At 70.2% G+C, this 16,610-nt stretch carries 24 protein-coding genes; 20 read left to right on the top strand and 4 right to left on the bottom strand.

All coding sequences use genetic code 11. The annotated features are described in order from the left end of the window. The first annotated feature begins 21 nt into the window (after nt 1-21). The 10 genes from HT134_RS36375 to HT134_RS36330 all read left to right on the top strand — a co-directional run bounded on the left by HT134_RS36375 (nt 22) and on the right by HT134_RS36330 (nt 8,045). The gene (locus HT134_RS36375; protein WP_175605008.1) at nt 22-948 is read left to right on the top strand and encodes a phage major capsid protein; all 927 of its coding nucleotides are present in this window, start codon (nt 22-24) and stop codon (nt 946-948) included. An 11-nt stretch (nt 949-959) separates the two neighbouring features. Then, nucleotides 960-1,337, top strand: a complete 378-nt coding sequence (locus HT134_RS36370; RefSeq protein WP_175605007.1) for a hypothetical protein — start codon at nt 960-962, stop codon at nt 1,335-1,337. Nucleotides 1,338-1,410: 73 nt separating this feature from the next. Then, nucleotides 1,411-1,860: a hypothetical protein gene (locus tag HT134_RS36365; protein ID WP_175605006.1), complete on the top strand. Its 450-nt coding sequence runs from the start codon at nt 1,411-1,413 to the stop codon at nt 1,858-1,860. Nucleotides 1,861-1,869: 9 nt separating this feature from the next. Then, nucleotides 1,870-2,322, top strand: coding sequence for a hypothetical protein (locus HT134_RS36360; protein ID WP_175605005.1), 453 nt, complete (start codon nt 1,870-1,872; stop codon nt 2,320-2,322). 2 nt (nt 2,323-2,324) lie between these two features. Then, entirely contained in the window at nt 2,325-2,753 is a 429-nt protein-coding gene (locus HT134_RS36355) for a hypothetical protein (protein ID WP_175605004.1), read from the top strand. Continuing rightward, a complete protein-coding gene (locus HT134_RS36350) occupies nt 2,753-3,082 on the top strand; it encodes a hypothetical protein (RefSeq protein WP_175605003.1) in 330 nt (109 codons plus the stop codon). The genes HT134_RS36355 and HT134_RS36350 overlap by 1 nt, the downstream gene beginning before the upstream one ends. Next, nucleotides 3,079-3,351, top strand: a complete 273-nt coding sequence (locus tag HT134_RS36345) for a hypothetical protein (RefSeq protein WP_175605002.1) — start codon at nt 3,079-3,081, stop codon at nt 3,349-3,351. Before HT134_RS36350 ends, HT134_RS36345 begins: the two co-directional genes overlap by 4 nt. Further along, nucleotides 3,351-3,905 (top strand): phage tail tube protein, encoded by a 555-nt coding sequence (locus HT134_RS36340; RefSeq protein ID WP_175605001.1) that lies wholly within the window; start codon nt 3,351-3,353, stop codon nt 3,903-3,905. The genes HT134_RS36345 and HT134_RS36340 overlap by 1 nt, the downstream gene beginning before the upstream one ends. Continuing rightward, nucleotides 3,905-4,369 (top strand): hypothetical protein, encoded by a 465-nt coding sequence (locus tag HT134_RS36335; RefSeq protein ID WP_175605000.1) that lies wholly within the window; start codon nt 3,905-3,907, stop codon nt 4,367-4,369. Before HT134_RS36340 ends, HT134_RS36335 begins: the two co-directional genes overlap by 1 nt. Before the next feature lie 277 nt (nt 4,370-4,646). Further along, on the top strand, nt 4,647-8,045 hold the full coding sequence (locus HT134_RS36330) for a phage tail family protein (protein ID WP_175604999.1): 3,399 nt from the start codon (nt 4,647-4,649) through the stop codon (nt 8,043-8,045). 1 nt (nt 8,046) lies between these two features. On the opposite strand, the gene HT134_RS36325 is transcribed toward HT134_RS36330, so the two are convergent. After that, on the bottom strand, nt 8,047-8,358 hold the full coding sequence (locus HT134_RS36325; RefSeq protein ID WP_175604998.1) for a hypothetical protein: 312 nt from the start codon (nt 8,356-8,358) through the stop codon (nt 8,047-8,049). Between the two features lie 87 nt (nt 8,359-8,445). Between HT134_RS36325 and HT134_RS36320 the strand changes: the two genes are divergently transcribed. The 4 genes from HT134_RS36320 to HT134_RS36305 all read left to right on the top strand — a co-directional run bounded on the left by HT134_RS36320 (nt 8,446) and on the right by HT134_RS36305 (nt 13,301). Continuing rightward, nucleotides 8,446-9,630, top strand: a complete 1,185-nt coding sequence (locus tag HT134_RS36320) for a hypothetical protein (RefSeq protein ID WP_175604997.1) — start codon at nt 8,446-8,448, stop codon at nt 9,628-9,630. A 235-nt stretch (nt 9,631-9,865) separates the two neighbouring features. After that, nucleotides 9,866-12,571, top strand: coding sequence for a phage tail protein (locus HT134_RS36315; protein ID WP_175604996.1), 2,706 nt, complete (start codon nt 9,866-9,868; stop codon nt 12,569-12,571). Then, entirely contained in the window at nt 12,568-13,122 is a 555-nt protein-coding gene (locus tag HT134_RS36310) for a hypothetical protein (RefSeq protein WP_175604995.1), read from the top strand. Before HT134_RS36315 ends, HT134_RS36310 begins: the two co-directional genes overlap by 4 nt. Then, the gene (locus HT134_RS36305) at nt 13,122-13,301 is read left to right on the top strand and encodes a hypothetical protein (protein ID WP_175604994.1); all 180 of its coding nucleotides are present in this window, start codon (nt 13,122-13,124) and stop codon (nt 13,299-13,301) included. The genes HT134_RS36310 and HT134_RS36305 overlap by 1 nt, the downstream gene beginning before the upstream one ends. On the opposite strand, the gene HT134_RS36300 is transcribed toward HT134_RS36305, so the two are convergent. Further along, on the bottom strand, nt 13,298-13,663 hold the full coding sequence (locus tag HT134_RS36300) for a hypothetical protein (RefSeq protein WP_175604993.1): 366 nt from the start codon (nt 13,661-13,663) through the stop codon (nt 13,298-13,300). The two genes, HT134_RS36305 and HT134_RS36300, sit on opposite strands and share 4 nt — an antisense overlap. 240 nt (nt 13,664-13,903) lie before the next feature. Between HT134_RS36300 and HT134_RS36295 the strand changes: the two genes are divergently transcribed. The 5 genes from HT134_RS36295 to HT134_RS36275 all read left to right on the top strand — a co-directional run bounded on the left by HT134_RS36295 (nt 13,904) and on the right by HT134_RS36275 (nt 15,782). Continuing rightward, a complete protein-coding gene (locus tag HT134_RS36295; protein WP_175604992.1) occupies nt 13,904-14,125 on the top strand; it encodes a hypothetical protein in 222 nt (73 codons plus the stop codon). Next, nucleotides 14,122-14,331, top strand: a complete 210-nt coding sequence (locus HT134_RS36290; protein WP_175604991.1) for a DUF7620 family protein — start codon at nt 14,122-14,124, stop codon at nt 14,329-14,331. Before HT134_RS36295 ends, HT134_RS36290 begins: the two co-directional genes overlap by 4 nt. Further along, nucleotides 14,324-14,638 (top strand): putative phage holin, encoded by a 315-nt coding sequence (locus tag HT134_RS36285; protein ID WP_175604990.1) that lies wholly within the window; start codon nt 14,324-14,326, stop codon nt 14,636-14,638. The genes HT134_RS36290 and HT134_RS36285 overlap by 8 nt, the downstream gene beginning before the upstream one ends. 5 nt (nt 14,639-14,643) lie before the next feature. Next, complete coding sequence (locus HT134_RS36280; protein WP_246366240.1) at nt 14,644-15,423, top strand: peptidoglycan recognition protein family protein; 780 nt, start codon at nt 14,644-14,646, stop codon at nt 15,421-15,423. A gap of 101 nt (nt 15,424-15,524) precedes the next feature. Further along, nucleotides 15,525-15,782 (top strand): holin, encoded by a 258-nt coding sequence (locus HT134_RS36275; RefSeq protein ID WP_175604988.1) that lies wholly within the window; start codon nt 15,525-15,527, stop codon nt 15,780-15,782. A gap of 87 nt (nt 15,783-15,869) precedes the next feature. Here the strand turns inward: HT134_RS36275 and HT134_RS36270 are convergent, their stop codons facing one another. After that, the gene (locus HT134_RS36270; protein WP_175604987.1) at nt 15,870-16,040 is read right to left on the bottom strand and encodes a hypothetical protein; all 171 of its coding nucleotides are present in this window, start codon (nt 16,038-16,040) and stop codon (nt 15,870-15,872) included. A gap of 134 nt (nt 16,041-16,174) precedes the next feature. Here HT134_RS36270 and HT134_RS36265 point away from each other — a divergent pair, with 134 nt between their 5' ends. After that, nucleotides 16,175-16,408: a DUF8825 domain-containing protein gene (locus tag HT134_RS36265; protein ID WP_175604986.1), complete on the top strand. Its 234-nt coding sequence runs from the start codon at nt 16,175-16,177 to the stop codon at nt 16,406-16,408. Here HT134_RS36265 and HT134_RS36260 read toward each other — a convergent pair. After that, nucleotides 16,382-16,597 carry a hypothetical protein gene (locus HT134_RS36260; protein ID WP_175604985.1) on the bottom strand — a complete coding sequence of 72 codons (216 nt, stop codon included), beginning with the start codon at nt 16,595-16,597 and terminating at the stop codon, nt 16,382-16,384. The two genes, HT134_RS36265 and HT134_RS36260, sit on opposite strands and share 27 nt — an antisense overlap. Nucleotides 16,598-16,610: the final 13 nt, after the last annotated feature.

The following is a 16,610-nucleotide window of genomic DNA, read 5'->3' as shown; positions in this document are numbered from 1 at the left end:
CCCCCGAAAGGAGATCAGGACATGCCTGGTAGCTACCCGGCGGCGCCGCCCACCCTTTCGGGCGACCTGCTCACCATCCACCGGCTCCTCCAGTCGCCGACGCAGATCCAGCGCCGACTGCGCACCTTCACCGATCTGCGGTTCGTGTCCGATCAGATCCTCACCCAGCGGTTCCGCTCCAACGGCGGCGCCGTCCTGTACGAGGTGTCGGAGCCGATCCTCAACGCCCGGCCCGTCGAATCCGTGTCGCCCGGCTCCGAGTACCCCCTCGACGTGCCCCTGTCCGGGGCCGCCGCGATCGCCGCGGTCCAGAAGTGGGGCCAGGCCATCTTCATGACGGACGAGGAGATCCTGCGCAACGTGTACGCCGGCAACGCCGTCGACCGGAACCTGCGCAAGACCGTCAACTCCGTCATCAAGCAGGTCGACTCGGTCGCGCTGTCGGCGATCGCGTCCGCGGTGACGCAGACGATCGCCGCGGTCGGCGCCTGGTCGTCGGCGACGACGATCCTGCGCGACATCGAGAAGGCCAAGGCCGTCATCGTGGACCTGAACATGGGCTACATGCCGGACGCCATCCTGATGTCGTCCAACAAGTACGCGCTCATGGCCTCCGATCCGACGATCGCGAACCTGCGCCGCCGGGAGACCACCGACAACCCCGTCTACACCGGCAAGATCGACGTGCTGGACGACCTCACGGTGATCGTCGCCCCGCTGTCGTCGATGCCGGGCGGCTCAGACGACGTGTGGATCTTCGACACGCAGCAGCTCGGCGGCATGGCCGACGAGCAGGACGCGGCGCCCGGCTACACCGTGTCTGACATGGCGATCCAGGTTAAGTCGGTGCGCGAGGAGGACCGTGACGGCTGGAAGCTGTGGGGCCGCCGCAAGACGGTGCCGGTGATCCAGGAGCCCAGCTCCGGAATCAAGATCACCGGTACGTGAGGGGGGACACCATGACGCAGTACCAGGTGGTCGCCCCGTGCGTGACCCACATCCCGGTCGCCTCGGCGTCCGGGCAGATGCTCGCCACCTTCTACGAGGGCGCGATCCTGCCGGCCGGTGTCCCGGCCGACCGGGTCAAGCACCTGCTCGACTCGAAGCTCATCAAGGCCCTCGACGAGCCGAAGGCTGCGGTCCCAGCGCCGGTCAAGACCAGCTCGTCCGAGACCGAGCCAGCGCCGGCCGAGGGCGGGGAGCATCTGGCCAAGGTGAACTCGCGGTCGTCGAAAGGCGACCTCGTCGAGTACGGCGTCGCCCAGGGTGGCGACCGTGCCGAGCTCGACGCGCTCACCCGCGACGAGCTGCTCGACCGGTACGTCCGGCAGCAGTAGCACGTGGCCCGGCCCGGCGGGACCCCCCGTAACCGCCGGCCGGGCCACCCCACAACAGCAGAGGGAGGTCACCGTGGCGGATCCGTCGTGGACGCCGAGCCTTGAGCAGGTGGCCGACCACATCCCCACCCGCACCCGATCCGCCGCAGCCGCCGGCGACGACAGCATGCTCGGCACGTTCAACCAGCAGACGACGCCGACCAACGAGCAGGCCACCCGCCAGATCACAGCGGCCGTGGCCGAGGTGCTCGCCGCGGTCGGCGGCACCATCCCCGCCGCCCCACCACACCTGGTCACGCTCGCCTCCGAAGCCGCTGCGCTGCGGGCCGCGGCCGACATCGAGCTCGCCTACCCCGGCCGGCAGGCCGACGTCAGCGTCTACGAGCAGCTCGACCGGCGCGCCAAGGACGCGCTGCAGCGGCTGATCGACGCTGTCAACGACGCCAACGCCGGCCCCGAGGGCTCTCTGCTGCCCGTCTATGCGTTCCCCGGCCCGGCCTGGTACGGCGACTACCCCCTGTAGGAGGTGATCGTGGCCGACATCCGGTGGGTGTGGAACGAGCCCGAAGTCTTCCGCGTCCTCAAGTCGTACGAGGGGCCGGTCGGGATGCACATCGCCAAGCTCGCCCGCACGGTGACCCGCGGCGCCAAACGCCGCGCCAACGTCTCCCCCGCCGGCGACATCGAAGCCGGCCGGCCGCCCGGCTACATGCGGGCCCGGATCCGTTGGGACCGGGGACGCGACCTGATCGGTGTCTACGCCGACATCTCCTCACCCGCCCGCACCGCCCGCGACAACGCCCCGTACGGCCTGTTCATGGAGGTCGGCACGCGGGCTCACATCATCCGGCCGCGCCGCCCTGACGGGTGGCTGCGCTGGATCGGTAGCGACGGCCGCGTCCACTTCGCGAAGGTCGTCCACCACCCGGGCACCCGACCGTACGCCTACCTGCGGCGCGCCCTCTGGGCGCTACGCGGAGCCTGACCGTGGCCCGCGTCACCGCCGTCACCGCCATCCGCGCCTGGGTCAACGCGCACCCCACGCTCGCCGGCCCCGGCCGGCCCCTCGCCCTCGGCACCTTCCGCGCCCGGCCACGCTCGCCCGGCCAAGGCGCTTACCTGACCCTGCACCGGCTCGACGGAGCCGACGCCCTCATCGCCGAGGAAGCCGTCGACCAGGCGCGCATCGCCGGCGTCGTCTATGCCGGCACCGAAGAGGCCGCCGAGACCGCTGCGACGGCGTACGCCAACGCGCTCGCCGCCCTCTCCGGCGCTCACACGGCGATGGGCGACGCCGTCTGCCTGGTGGTGGACGACATCACGGGACCGCAGTTCATCGACGACCGGGCCGGGGACAGCGAGCTGTTCGCGTTCTCGGTCGACGCCGACTTCTACCTGATCAACGGAGGTTCATGATGGCGGCTCTACCCCTGCAGGTGATGCAGCCGGGAGGCGCGGCGATCACGCTCGCCGCCGCGTCCGGCGGCGGCGACACGTGCCCAGCCGGCGACGAGATCTTCCTGGAGGTTCTCAACGGCAACGCGGCGGCCCGCACGGTCGTCCTGGCGACGCCCGGCACCTTCCAGGGACTGCCGATCGGCGACCGGTCCGTGACGATCCCCGCCGGCGAGCGGTGGCAGATCCCCGTACCGCGCATCTTCGCGAAGGCCGACGGCCGGTGTGACCTGACGTACACGCCGGACGCCGCTTCGGTGACCATCGGCTGCTTCAAGTACGCGTCATGATGGCCGCCCGACGCGACGACAAGTCGCCCACCCCAGCTCCGGCTCCGGCCGCGCCGCCGTACTACATCGCCGAGCGCCCGCTGTACATCGGCGGCCAGTTCGGGCGCGCCTTCAACCCCGGCGACCAGGTGCCCGTCGAGCACGTCGAGAAGTACGGCTGGCAGACCAAGGTCCGCCTCCCTGACGGATACGCCGCCCCGGACCAGCCCCAAAGCGAGCCTGAGACCGAGAACGGCCAGGCCACCACCACCGGAAAGGGTGACGCCTGATGGCTCGTGGAAACCCGAACGCGATCGCGCTCGGCCCCGGCAAGCTGTACATCGCCGTGCTCGGCACTCCCGAGCCTGCCGACCTGACCACTCCGTGGGAGTCAGTGTCAGCGAACTGGGTGCCGCTCGGCTACACCGACGAAGGCTCGACGTTCAACTACAGCGTCGACAGCGAGAGCGTCGAGGTGGCCGAAGAACTCGACCCCGTCGCCGTCGCGCTCACCAGCCGCGAGGGCAGCGTCTCCTTCGCCCTGGCCGAGATGACGGCCAAGAACATGCAGCGCGCCCTCAACGGCGGCAGCATCGTCGCCGGCACCGGCATCGTCACCTTCGAACCGCCTGACCTGGGCGAAGAGGTCAGAGTCATGCTCGGTTGGGAGTCCGAGGACGGCGAGGAGAGGTGGGTGTATCGCAAGGCGCTGCAGACGGGCGGCCTTGAGATCAACCGCCGCAAGGGCGCCGAGAAGGCAGTCATTCCGTGCGAGTTCAAGCTGGAGAAGCCTTCGGCCGCCAAGCTGTTCAAGGTCATCTTCGACGAGGCGAGGGCCGCCTGATGCGCTCCTACACCTCCAAGCGCCAGCAGAACCAGGCGGCCCCAGTCCTACGGTTTGAGCTCGATGGCGAGGTCTTCACCGGCGAAGGCAGCGTCTCGATGATGGACCTGTCGGAGTTCGCCCGGCTGGCCAGCGTCGGCATGGACACCACCGACCCCCGCGCGGGCGCCATCCTCGCCGACATCTACCTGGCGCTGCTCGGCGAGAACGAGTACCAGCGGTTCCGCGCCCACTGCAGGCGCAACGGCACGGACGGCGAAACGCTGATGAACATCCTCGGCGACCTCGCCTCCGAGGAGGCCGACCGCCCTACGGACAGGTCCTCGGACTCTTCCGATGGGCCGCCGAACGCCGCGGGTACTGCCAGGGTCGTTTCCTTCTCTCGGGGCACGGTGGCCGAGGTCCCGAGCGAGGCCACGGCGGAGACGGAGACGGCGCCTCGCAAGGTCGTCTCCTACGGTTAGAGGATCTTCCCCTACGCGACCAGCTCGACGTCATCCACGCCTGCTGGATCGACTGGCAGCAGCAGACCCTGCAGACGACCGCGCTTCTGGCCCTGGCCGGAGCGCTCGACAAGGTCGAGCCTGACGCCCACACCAGCTTCCGTCAGGCGTTCTCCGACCCCAGCGATTCGAAGCCGCGTCGGCCGCGCACGCCAGAAGAACGCGCCGAGCGCCGCCGTCTGATCGCCCGCATGGCAGCCGGATAGCCACTCTCAAGGACCGGTCGAGGGGGTGCTGCATGCCCGGCACCCCACTGGCGGAGGCGTACGTCCGCGTCCGCGCCCTCACCGACCGGTTCAAGGACGACGTCGAGCGCGGCTTCGCCGGGCTAGGCGACCAGTTCGGCAAGCAGTTCTCCCAGGAAGCGGCCAACCGTCTGCGCGACGAGCGCGGCCGGTTCGCCGCCGCCGGCCGCGACCTCGGCGACGCCGCAGGGGACGCCGCGGGAGAAGAGTTCGGCCGCCGCATGGCCGAGGCGGGCGCCGTCCGGTTCGGTGACGACGGCGCCCCGTTCGTCGCCGCGGGCAAGCGGCTCGGCGGCGACGCCGGTGATGCGGGCGGGCAGGAGTTTTCGCGCCGGTTCTGGCGGGACGCCAACGGCCGGTGGAGGGACGAGCGCGGCCGATTCGTGTCCGCCGGCGAGGCGCTCGGCGAGGCCGCTGGTGACGGCATCAACCGCGGCATCGACCGGCGGATGCGAGACGGTCACGGATCGCGGCTCGGCGAAACCTTCGGTCGAGCGTTTGTCGACGGGCTCGGCGGCAGCCTGTCCAAGCTCGGCGACCTCGGCAAGCGGGCGCTCGACGCGATGCTGCCGTCGCTCGGCCGGTTCACGGCGGGGCTGGGCGCGGCCACGTCTGCTGCTGCTGGGCTGCTGGCCACGGTCGGCAAGTGGGCGGCGGTCGCGTCTGGTGTGGCCGCGCTGGGGGCTGCTGCGGCGTCGGCGGCCGGGTACACGGTGGCGCTGGCCGCGTCGCTGGCGCCGCTGGGCGGGCTGCTCGCTGCGCTGCCCGGCGTCGCCCTCGCTGGGGCTGCCGCCTTCTCGGTGTGGAAGCTCGCGACGGGCGGGCTCGGCGAGGCCATGGGCGCCGCACTGTCGGGCAACGCGAAGAAGCTGGAGGAGGCGCTCGGGAAGCTGAGCGAGAGCGGCCGGGCGTTCATCACCGAGTTCCAGCAGGCCATCCCGCTGCTGCAAGGGTTCAAGGCGGTCGCGCAGGACGCGTTCCTGGAGCCGCTCCTCGGCCAGATGGAGCGGTGGCTGACCTCGGCCAACGTGCTGCGGCCGGCGATCGCCGGGCTGGCCGGCGAGTTCGGCGGCATGGTGCGCACCGTCCTCGACTTCGCGACCGCCGACCGTACCCTCGGCCAGTTCAACACGGTCATCGGCGACACCCACACCCTCGTCGGCGCGCTGAACGGCGCGTTGCAGCCGCTGCTGCGCGGCTTCGTCGATCTGGGCACGGTCGGCTCGTCATGGCTGGCCGGCCTGTCCGGCGGGCTCACCGACTCGCTGACCAGGTTCGGCGAGTGGATGTCCCGGGTGTCGGCCGGGGGGCAGGCGTGGGCGTGGATGGACCGGGCGCTCGCCGTGCTCAAGCAGCTTGGCGCGCTCGCCAAGGACCTGTGGGACATCTTCGACGGGCTGATGGATGCCGCCCGCACCGCCGGGGGCGACGCGCTCGGCGTGCTCGGACAGCTCGTGGACGTGTTCGCCCGCTGGGTCAAGAGCGCGCAGGGCCAGGACGTGCTGGTCACGGTCTTCCGCGCGCTCAACGACATCGGCCGCGCCCTGCTGCCGATCATCCAGGCGGTCGGCGGGGCTGTCGCCGCCATCGCGCCCGAGGCGGCCAAGCTGGCGACCGCGCTCGGGCCGGTGCTCGCGCAGGCCATCGCCGCGCTCGGCCCGGCCATTGCCGCGGTCGGGCCCGGCATCGTCGCCATGATCCACGGTATCGGGCAGGCGGTCGCCGCGCTCGCGCCCGCCATGCTGCCGCTCGGCCAGGCCATCGCCGCGGCGTTCGCCACCTTGAAGCCGCTGCTCGCGGCGATCGGGCCTGCGATCGCCGCCCTCCTGCCCGGCGTGCAGGCGTTCTTCGGCGCCTTCGCTCTGGGGGTGGCCCAGCTCGCGCCGGCGCTGCAGCCCCTCGGCGCCGCCCTGGGCGGCATCCTCTCCGCGATCGCGCCGCTGCTGCCGGTCGTCGGCCAACTTGCCGCCCTGATCGCCACCTCGCTGGCGGGCGGGGTGCAGGCGATCCTGCCGTCCCTGCAGCGGCTCGTTGGCGCGCTCGGGCAGGCCCTGGCCGCGCTGGCGCCGATCGTCCCGATGGTGGTCGAACTGGCCGCCTCGGTGATCAACGCGCTCGTGCCGGCCTTGGCGCCGCTGCTACCGCAGATCGCCGCGCTGATCACTCACCTGGTGCAGGGACTCGTCCCGGCGCTGACTCCGCTGATGCCGATCATCGGTCAGCTGGTCGGGGTGATCGGCCAAGCCTTCGTGTCGGTGCTCGGCGAGCTCATCGGCGTGATCTTGCAAATCCTGCCGCCGTTGACGCAGACGGCGCAGATCATCGGGCTGGCGCTGCTGGACGCGGTCCGGCAGGTCGCGCCGTACATCCCGCAGCTCGTCGGCGCCTTCCTGTCCTTCCTGCCGGCGCTGGTGAACCTGCTGCCGCCGTTGGCGGACCTCGCGGTCAGCTTGATGCCTCGGTTCATCGACGCTGTGGTGGCGATCTTGCCGCACCTGCCGGCGCTGATCAGGAGCATGGTCGACCTGAATCAGGCGATGCTGCCGCTGCTGCCCGTCTTCACGGACCTGTTGAAGCGGATGGCGCCGCATATCCCGTTGTTCATCGAGCTGGCGGCGGTGATCGCCGAGCGGGTGCTGCCGCAGATCACCAAGTTTTTGATCATCGTCACGCAGACGGTCGGCGGCGTGATCCAGAAGTTCACGGAACTGTACGACCGGCTGATCGGCCACAGCATCATCCCCGACCTGATCAACGGCATCAAGAACTGGATCAGCGGCCTGCCCGACATGTTCGCCCGCTGGTTCGGCCAGGCCAAGGACTGGGCGATCGGCAAGTTCAACGAGCTCCTGAACTGGGTCCGCGGCCTGCCCGGCGCCATCACCGGCGCGCTCGGCAACATGGGCAGCCTGCTGGGCGGAGCCGGCCGGGACCTGATCGTGGGGTTCTGGAACGGCATGGTCGGCATGTACAACTGGCTGCGCGACTCGCTGTACAACTTCTTCCGCGGGATCATGCCCGACTGGGTGCGCGACGCCCTCGGCATCCACTCCCCGTCGCGGCTGTTCGCCGAGATCGGCAAGCAGTTGCCGGCCGGTCTCGTGGTGGGCATGGACGCCGGCCAGCCGATGATCCAGTCGGCGGCCCAGCGGATGGCCGATGCCACGGTGGGCGCGTTTACCGAGCCCGCCTCTCCGGCGCCCGCGTTCGACGGGGCGTTCGCGGCCCCGGCCGCGGCACCTGGTGCGGCGGCGGCCGGTGGAGGGGTGACGATCGAGAACCTCACCGTGCGGGGCATCCTCGACCCGCGCGACCCCGGCTCGTTCCGGCGGATGGTCGAGGAGATCCGGCAGGAGATACGCACCTTGGACCGGGAGGTGTACGCCGGATGAGTCATTCCGCCTTCTCGCCGATCATGTTGTACACGGTCTGACGGGCCAGCTTGGTGTGGTTGATGATCGCCTGCGGGGAGACCTGGCCGTCTTGGACGGTGCCGTTCCGCGCGGAAACGGCGGCGGCCCGGATGTAGCGCATCAGGTGCTTGACCTGCTCGCGAGCCGCTCTGAGGTCGTTGCCCAGCATTTCCAGCGTCTGAAGCGCATCAACTTCGGTGAGGAACCTGAAGTCGGGGTCTTCGGTCCAGTCGATGCTGTCGCGGTCGTCGTGGTACAGCTCGTTGGGTCCGGTGATGAGCCGCTGATCCATGCCCGCCTCCATGATGTCTACTACTAGACACTCTAAGGCTCCACCGCCCATCTGTCTACCGGTAGACACTTTCCGTTGGGAGGGCATGTGGCAGACCTGCAGCTCGGCCGTCTCACGCTCCGCGAGACGATGACCTTCTCGGAGAGCGCCTATCAGGGCTGGTCGCTTCACATCTCCGGCGTCGAGGTGTGTCCGCTCATCACCCGCGACGACGTGTGGGACCGCTTCGACGGCGTGCTCGGCGGCCAGGGCGGGCTGGTGCAGGCGATCTGGGAGGAGAAGTCCGAGCGCAACGGCTACTACACGATCAGCTCCGCGTCCGGCGACGTGAAGGACCGGAAGCGCCAGGGCATCACCGAGATCGCCTGGAAGATCAGCCTGCAACGGCACGGCCCGGACACCGACGTCGACCTGGAGTCGCGGCTCGCCGGCGCCGTCCGCGCGAACGACTTCTCGCTGGCGGGCGAGCGGTGGCATGCGCCGCCGATCGGGCACTTCGCCTACTACTCCGGCAGCACGCTGCCGTCCACGATGACCCGCCCCACCACCGACGGCGTGATGACCGTCTACCGCGGCGTGCCCGCGGGGGTGTCGCCGCGATGGGGCTGCCGCGTGGAGGACTACCTGCGCGGCCGGGTTCGGGTGCTGACCGGCGGCGTCGAGCGGGTCGGCACCGCGCACCCGCTGGACGAGGACGCCTGGGAGCTGTCCAACGGGCTCGTCCGCGTCCGGCCCGTGGCCAGCGGCGGAAGTCTGGAGGTTGCCAGCTTCACTGGCGGCGTGTGGCGGCCGAAGCGGTGGTGGGTCGACATCGGCGGCACCCAGGTCACCGGGTGGGACTCGGCGTCGGTGCTGCGCAATGACCTGGAGAGCTGCATCGTGCGGCTGGCTGTCCGCCGCTCGCCGGTCGGCCGCGCCTACCTGGACCTCACCCTGCGCCGCGGCTCCCGGATTCTCGAGGGGTATCTGCAGCGGGGCGACTCCGGCACCATGTCGGTCTACCTCGCCAGCGCGGAGACATGCACGGACGCCACCTCGTACGTGGTGCGCTCCGCCGACGACAGCGACGGCAACCGGGTCGTCGCCGGCTCGGCGCGCAACTTCGACCCGCACGTGAGCGGGGGCCTGACGAAGACGAGCTCGACAGCGATGGACTTCTTCCTCGGCGTCGTGGCCGGCGGCGGCAGCGCGGTGTCGGGCGATCAGGCCACCAACCTCAGGGATCAATACCTCGGCGCGCTGCCCGAGGTTGTCGCGGCCGTGAGGAGGTGACCAGGTGCCGGTCAACGAAGTCCTGATGGGGCTTGGGTCGTGGAGCCTCGTCCTCGTCGACGAGACCCCGAAGACGGTCACCGACCAGCTCGGCTTCTTCGGTCACGTTGCGATCGTGCCTGGCCGGGTGAACCCGGCCGAGTACGGCGACAGCCTGCTCACGATGGCCCGCTACGTCGGCGTCCTCACCGGCCGCGACTTCGACCACCTGCGCAAAACCGTCTCCGGGCATGGCATGGCGGTGTGGCTGGGCGATGCCGACGACAAGGGAGACGTCCTCGAGACCGCGGTGCAGATCACCAACAAGACCTTCCCCGAGGCGATCCGCGCGCTGCTCGGCGCGGCCACGGCGGTGGTGGAGGGCACCCTCTACAGCGGCATCCCGGGCACGTACACGGGCCGCCACCAGTGGCAGAGCAGGCGCAAGGCGATCGACTACGTGTGCTCGACGATGGGCGCCGAGTGGCGCGTCAACGGCAATGCGACCCTCGACGCCGGCCCCGCCGCCTCCCTCTTCCAGTCGACACCGACGTGCGTGATCGTGCGCCGCCGGCCGAACCGGCACACCGACGGCGACGACCTGACCATGCACGGGCTGCGCGGAGACATGGCGCTGGCCCGCGACGTCGACGACTTCACCACCCGCGTGGTGGTACTCGCCGAGGGCGAGGGCAGCTCAACGGCGACCGGATCGGCGAACCACCCGGCGAACCCGTACCTGGATCTCAGAGGCCAGCCCGTCAAGCGGGTCCGCCTGATCAGCGAGTCCGGCACCGCGCCCGGGAACGCCAACACCCGCGCGCAGATCCAGCTCAACCGCTACCTCGGCACCCGCAACGCCATGCGGCTGACCACCGACGACTACGACATCCAGGGCGCCTTCCGCGTCGGCGACTGGGTGTGGGTGTACGACCCCGACTCCGGGCTGGAAGACCCAGCGAACGAGATCACGTTCCGGGGCGAACGCATCAACCCGGTCAAGCTGCGGATGGCGGGCGCCTCGTGGCCAGTCCGCGAAGGGTCGACGGTCGCCTACCGGTCGCAGGCCGGCGTGTGGCTGGATCTGACGCCGTACGTGGACTTCGAGGGCGGCGAGACCACGGTCGATGTGGGTGAGCTGCTGCGGGCCCTGTCGTCGGGCGGTCTGGAGCCGGTCGGGCCGAGGCCGATTCCGGACTCGACGGTGCCGGGCATAGTCAGCTGGGATCTGCCGTTCCTCAGCGGCGTATACCTGGACGCGCTGGGCAACACCCGCGCGAAGATGCTGGTCAAGTGGCTGCTGCCGTTGAACATGGACGGGTCGACGATCCTGGACGGCCACCATTACGAGGTGCAGTACGGGGTGTCGCCCGCCAGCGACTGGCAGACCGCGTACGCGCCGTGGGGCGACCTCCAGGCGATGGTGTTCGACCTGTCTCCCGGCGTCGACTACGACTTCCGGATCCGCGCGGTGGACTCCAGCAACAACCAGGGCGCATGGAGCGTCGTCGAGACCGCGACGGCGAATCCGGACACCATCCCACCCTCAACGCCGGCCGCGCCGACGGTGGCCGGGTCGCGGCTGGCGATCCAGATCACGCACACGCTCGGCAAGGCCAGCGGCGGCACCTACAACTTGGAACTCGACCTGCACCACCTGGAGATTCACGTCGGCTCCACGAGTGGCTTCACCGCGGATGCCAGCACGCTGAAAGGCCAGGTCGCCGCCCACGCAGGCATGCTCACAGCCGGGATCCCGGCCATCGCCACCGTGGACGTCGAGGAGACCACCGCGCGCTGGGTCCGGGTGATCGCCGTAGACGAGGCCGGCAACCGGTCCCCAGCATCGGCGTCGGCCACCGCGACAGCCCTGCTCATCGACGACGCTCACATCAGCAACCTCACCGCCACGAAGATCACGGCGGGGACGTTGAGCGCCGACATCGTGCTCGGCGCCCGCATCAAGACGGCCGACAGTGGGGCGCGAGTGGAGATGAACGCCAGCGGCCTGCAGATGTACAACGGGGCCGGCACCTCGCTCGTCCAGTTGCAGACGAACGGGCAGTTTTTCCTGCGGAGCGGCACGACCGGGGCCCGTATGGACATGTCCACGGTGACCGGTATCCAGTTGTTCAACGCGGGCGGCACTCGGACCGTATGGCTCGACATCGACGGCTCCTTCGAGCTGCGATCGGGAGCCAGTGGTGCCCGCATCCAGATGGACGAGACCGGGCTCAAGGCGTTCAACGGCGGCGGCACCCAGACCGTCACCATCGACAGCTCCTCCGGCAGCTTCACCCTGCGATCGGCCACGTCGGGCGCTCGCATCGAACTCGACACGACCGGGTTCCGCGCCTACAACAGCAGCGGCAGCGCCACCTTCACCGTGTCCGCGTCAACCGGCGATGTCGACCTCACTGGGCGGCTCACGAGCACGGTGAGCGGCAGCTCAGCCCGGCTGGTGGTGAATCCGCTGTTCGGCGCGAACCCTGAGATCCGGTTCTACCGGGACGCCACCCAGTACCACTACATCACGTCGTTCACCGGCGACAATCCGCCCGCAATCCAGATCGGCTCTGTGCTGGTGTCGGACCGGAAGGGCACCATCCAGCTATCCCGGGACGTCGCCCAGCTGACCATCACCGCCGAGAGCGCTGCGATCATCAGCGGACTCGTGGCGAAGGAAGCCGGATGGCTCGACTTCTTCGGCAAGATGGGCAGCCCCGGCTCCGGCGCTGCGTTCGCTCGCGGGCTGGCCAGCTTCCCTTCAGGCACTATCGGCAGCATCGGATACGGGTTCACCTTCAGCGCCACCGCCCTGCCGGTGGCCACCATGTTCAACATCTTCGGCCCGCACGCCGTGTCCGTCACCAGCCGCAACAGCGGCGGTTTCAGCTTCGACACCTACCCATCGCCGCCGGGCGCGGGATACGACGTCATGTACTGGGTGTGGAACCAATGATCGAACGCGAGATCGTCGACGCCTACCTGTGGCAGGGCGACGACGGCACCGCATGGTGGATGATCCACACGACGAATCCGGGCGGCCCGCCGTATGTGTACGCGCTGCCGGCCTGTACGTTCGCGAACCTGGCGGTCGAGTACGGCCTGGACCCGGACGACATCGACACGCTGTTGGACGTCGCGATCCACCAGCTGCACATCCCGGAGCCGGGCGTGCGGCGCAACGCCGAGACCGACCCGGCCGCCCGCAAGGGCATGCTCCGCGGCGGCAGGCCCGTGACGCTGGGCAATGCCGACTCGACATCGCATGCGCGTGAGGCGCACTTGGAGCGCGTTGCCTGGGTGAAGGAGACCGCGGTGCGGGTGACGGCGCCGACGCCGGGACGCCGGCGTGTCGCTTCGCCGCACGCGCTGGATCTCGCCGGCCAGGCGGTCGAGGTGGATCCGGGTGAGCGGCTGGCGGTGTTGAAGGCCACCTACAGGCCGGACCCTCAGCTGATGGCAGAGACTCGCAGGCGGCTGAAGGCCGCCCTTGGAAGGGATGTGTAGTGGACGAGACGCAGCTGAGCGTGGCGACTGACGCCGTGCTGAAGGTGACCGCTGGGCAGCGCAATGCGGCCCTGGATGAGAACGCTCAGCTGCGCGCGCTGGTGCAGCAGCTCGTGGATGAGCGTGACGAGCTGGCCGCCGAGAACAAGCGGCTCCGCGCCGCAGGCCCGGGCGCCTAGTACTGGGGCGGGTACGGCGGCGGCTGGTGCTGCTGCTGGACCGGCACCGTGCGGGTGACCTTCCAGCCGATGAAGCTGACCGGGATCGCCACGAGCAGCCACAGCCCGATCGTCAATAGGGCCAGCCACCAGTGAACGAACACCCACAGGCAGCCGTGCACGATCGCGGTGATCGGGTTGAACCCGCGCTCCCGCACGGTGACCATCTGCACCGGCCCGTACTGCGGCATGGGCGCCGGCAGGTGCGGCTGGCTGTACGGCTGCGGCTGATACGGCTGGCCGCCGTACTGGGGGCCTGACTGCTGGTACGGGTCGTGCGGCTGCTGCGGGTAGCCCACGTTGATCTCCAATGGCCGGGGCATGTGAGACGCCTCCAGCATCCCTCCGGTTTACACCCGCTGCATGTCCGGATCCGGACACATGATCGTGCCGCCCGCCGTTTCGTGAGGGTGCCGGCGGGCGGCACCCCTCTCAGACCCTCCCAGGAAGGCAGGACACGAGTGGAGTGGGCCCAACTCCCGATCCCTCAATTCGGAGCCTTCGGCGTCCTCCTCAGCGTCCTCTGGCTCGTGTTCCGCGGCCACCTAGTCCCCCGCTCCCACGTGGAGGACCTGCGATCCGATCGCGACGCCCGGGTGGCCGAGGCCAACGAGGACGCCGAGCAATGGCGCGCCCTGTACGTGGGCGAGTGCGAAGCCCACGACCTCACCCGGCGAGCGCACGCGGAGGAGATCCGGGCCGCGCTGCTCGCCTCGACCGAGGGGGCGCAGATCGCCGCCGCGCTGCTGAAAGAGCTGCGAACGCAGATCGGGGCCGGCTCATGACCGACGAGCCGCGCGAGGACGAGCACCCGGACATCGATGACGCCAAGCATGCCGTCCAGCAGTCCCGAGAGCGCGCCGAGCAGGAACTCCGGCAGGCCCGGGAGCGGGCCCGGCGGATGCTCGGCCTCGCCGACCGCCTGCGCCGTCTCCGCGAGGAGAACGGCTTCCATCAGCTTTTCGAGGAGGCGTTCGGTGGCCGTGGCTGACCTCATCCAGCACGCCGGCACCGCGCTCATCACCATCTCAGCGTTGCTGGCGGTCGGCTGTGTCGTCGTACACAGCGCCCTGGCCCGCTGGTGGAAGACCGCGGCCGGCCGGCATGCCTTCTCGTTCGAGGCAGTCCTGGCCCTGTCCCTGACGCTGTGGGTGGTGCGGCTCGCGCTCCCGAATTGGGAGTGGTTCACGCTCTTGCGGCTGGCCGCGTTCGCGCTGGTGCCTGTCGTGCTGGCGTGGCGTCTCGTGATCATCGTTCAGGTATGGCGGCGCAGCCACCAACGTAAGGGAGCCTCGTGAAGTTCATGCCGGCCGCCAAGCACGGCGGCATCCAGACCCGCGTCACCCGGATCGTCATCCACGCCACCGTCTCCCCCTGCGTCGAGGGCGGCGCCCGTGCGGTGGCGCGCTACTTCCAGTCGGCGGGCGCCGGCGGCAGCGCCCACTACACGGTCGACCCGGGCGAGGTCGTCGCCTCGGTGCGCGAGGGCGTCGTCGCCTACCATGCGCCGCCGAACACCGGCAGCATCGGCATCGAGCTGTGCGACCCGCAGAAGGGCTCCAGCGCCCGCTGGCGGGACGACGAGCACGAGGCCATGCTCCGGCGCGCCGCGGCGCTGGTGCGGCAGGTCGCGGCCCGCTGGGACGTACCGCTGCGCCGGCTGTCGGTGGCGCAGGTGAAGGCGGGCAAGGCGGGGATCTGCGGGCACGTCGACGTCAGCAAGGCGTTCGGGCAGACCGACCACTCCGACCCGGGCAGTGGGTTCCCGTGGGATCACTTCATGGAGCTCGTCCGCGGCGACGGCGAGGAGCCGCCGCGGGTGGTGGTGAAGGACGGCGTCCCGCAGTGGTCCGGCCGCACGCTCAAGGTGGGCGAGCCGATGCAGCGCGGCGACGACGTGAAGACGTGGCAGGCCAAGATGGCCAAGCGCGGATGGGACATCGACGTGGACGGCTGGTACGGCGCGCAGTCGCGGACGGTGTGCCGAGGCTTCCAGCGGGCCACCGGGCTGCCCGCCACCGGCGAGGTGGACCGGGACACGTGGGCGATGACGTGGTCGTGGCGCCCGCCCGAGAAGTCGTGATCGACGATCTGGCCCGGCTGTACCTGCAACGGCAGCACGGGCCTTCGGTTCCAGATTTCCGCCCCCGCGCGAGGGGCGGCGCATCCCCTGAGGAGGGGCACATGCACAACGCACCTATCGAGTACGGCAAGCCGCCGGTCGAGGCCAAGGTGAAGTGGGCCAGCCTGGGCGGGTTCCTCGGCTCCGTCGGCCTGCTGGCGGTGCTGCAGGCGGTGGACGCTGACCACAGTCTGATCGCGTGGTGGCCCGACTGGGCCGAGGCGGTCACGATCCCGCTGCTGCCGACGGCGATCGGCGCGGTGGCTGGCTGGAAGGCGAAGCACACGGCTCGCCCGGATCTGCCTGTCAACAAGCGGTAGCTCTGGAGCGTCCCACGCTGGCGCCCACCCGGCGTGGGTCCGCCCCCGTCACCCCTTCGCGGGGTGGCGGGGGCTCCTTTCGTGTGCTCAGGCGCCGCCGCGGCGTTCCCGATACGCGCGGCGCACCCGCTCCCGCAGTTCCTCCGGCACCGGCTCGCCCTCGGCGAGCTGGTACTGCAGTCGTTCCGTCGGCGTCATCTGCTTCCACACCTCGGCCAGGTCTGGGTCTTCGCTCGGCAGCATGTGCTCGTCGCTCATCCCGCCATCCTCACCCCGCGGGTTGATCGTCTGAGGCATGTTGGCACAGCCCGCCGTCGAGCCGCTTCCGGTTGGCGCTCCAGGGGCTCATAGGATCGGCTCGCACCACACGCACCACCCCGGGGAGACGCGCCATGGCCTACAACGGACCCGACGACCTGCTGCAGATGAGGCGCGACTTCGTATCTGCGGAGAAGGAGCTCGCCAAGCTCAGCCGCCGGCCCGACCATGATCGGGAGAAGTGGCAGAAGACGCACGCCCAGATGAGGGAGCTCGCGGTCAAGATCCAGGCGCATCCCTGGATGGCTGCGGCCGAGAACCGCTACCAGGCGTGGATGCAGCTACGGGACGCGGCGGTCGAGGGGTAGGTCGATCACTTCGACGAGATCGGGCAGCGGCACCAGCGCGGCGACCTCGGCCACGGTGGTCGCGTAGGCGAGCACGATGTCGCGGATCGGGCCGCGCCGGGTCACGCGCAGCACCTGGCGGGCCCCGTGGCCGCGGTCGAGCAGGATGCGCTCCACCTCGATGCCGCCTGGGCCGTACCACCTGCTCACGGCCGCCAGGCTA

This window comes from Nonomuraea rhodomycinica (assembly GCF_013363995.1).
GTDB classification, from domain to species: domain Bacteria; phylum Actinomycetota; class Actinomycetes; order Streptosporangiales; family Streptosporangiaceae; genus Nonomuraea; species Nonomuraea rhodomycinica.
The sequence above is the reverse complement of the archived record's forward strand: the minus strand, read 5'-3'. Positions and strand labels throughout refer to the sequence as shown.

What these genes read in the sequence shown, in the direction of transcription:
- HT134_RS36290 (WP_175604991.1), top strand. Translation starts at nt 14,122, where the DNA reads ATGACCGACGAGCCGCGCGAGGACGAGCACCCGGACATCGATGACGCC.
- HT134_RS36340 (WP_175605001.1), top strand. Translation starts at nt 3,351, where the DNA reads ATGGCTCGTGGAAACCCGAACGCGATCGCGCTCGGCCCCGGCAAGCTG.
- HT134_RS36370 (WP_175605007.1), top strand. Translation starts at nt 960, where the DNA reads ATGACGCAGTACCAGGTGGTCGCCCCGTGCGTGACCCACATCCCGGTC.
- HT134_RS36300 (WP_175604993.1), bottom strand. Translation starts at nt 13,663, where the DNA reads ATGCCCCGGCCATTGGAGATCAACGTGGGCTACCCGCAGCAGCCGCAC.
- HT134_RS36325 (WP_175604998.1), bottom strand. Translation starts at nt 8,358, where the DNA reads ATGGATCAGCGGCTCATCACCGGACCCAACGAGCTGTACCACGACGAC.
- HT134_RS36345 (WP_175605002.1), top strand. Translation starts at nt 3,079, where the DNA reads ATGATGGCCGCCCGACGCGACGACAAGTCGCCCACCCCAGCTCCGGCT.
- HT134_RS36350 (WP_175605003.1), top strand. Translation starts at nt 2,753, where the DNA reads ATGGCGGCTCTACCCCTGCAGGTGATGCAGCCGGGAGGCGCGGCGATC.
- HT134_RS36315 (WP_175604996.1), top strand. Translation starts at nt 9,866, where the DNA reads ATGGCGGTGTGGCTGGGCGATGCCGACGACAAGGGAGACGTCCTCGAG.
- HT134_RS36375 (WP_175605008.1), top strand. Translation starts at nt 22, where the DNA reads ATGCCTGGTAGCTACCCGGCGGCGCCGCCCACCCTTTCGGGCGACCTG.
- HT134_RS36270 (WP_175604987.1), bottom strand. Translation starts at nt 16,040, where the DNA reads ATGAGCGACGAGCACATGCTGCCGAGCGAAGACCCAGACCTGGCCGAG.
- HT134_RS36330 (WP_175604999.1), top strand. Translation starts at nt 4,647, where the DNA reads ATGCCCGGCACCCCACTGGCGGAGGCGTACGTCCGCGTCCGCGCCCTC.
- HT134_RS36265 (WP_175604986.1), top strand. Translation starts at nt 16,175, where the DNA reads ATGGCCTACAACGGACCCGACGACCTGCTGCAGATGAGGCGCGACTTC.
- HT134_RS36335 (WP_175605000.1), top strand. Translation starts at nt 3,905, where the DNA reads ATGCGCTCCTACACCTCCAAGCGCCAGCAGAACCAGGCGGCCCCAGTC.
- HT134_RS36310 (WP_175604995.1), top strand. Translation starts at nt 12,568, where the DNA reads ATGATCGAACGCGAGATCGTCGACGCCTACCTGTGGCAGGGCGACGAC.
- HT134_RS36275 (WP_175604988.1), top strand. Translation starts at nt 15,525, where the DNA reads ATGCACAACGCACCTATCGAGTACGGCAAGCCGCCGGTCGAGGCCAAG.
- HT134_RS36280 (WP_246366240.1), top strand. Translation starts at nt 14,644, where the DNA reads ATGCCGGCCGCCAAGCACGGCGGCATCCAGACCCGCGTCACCCGGATC.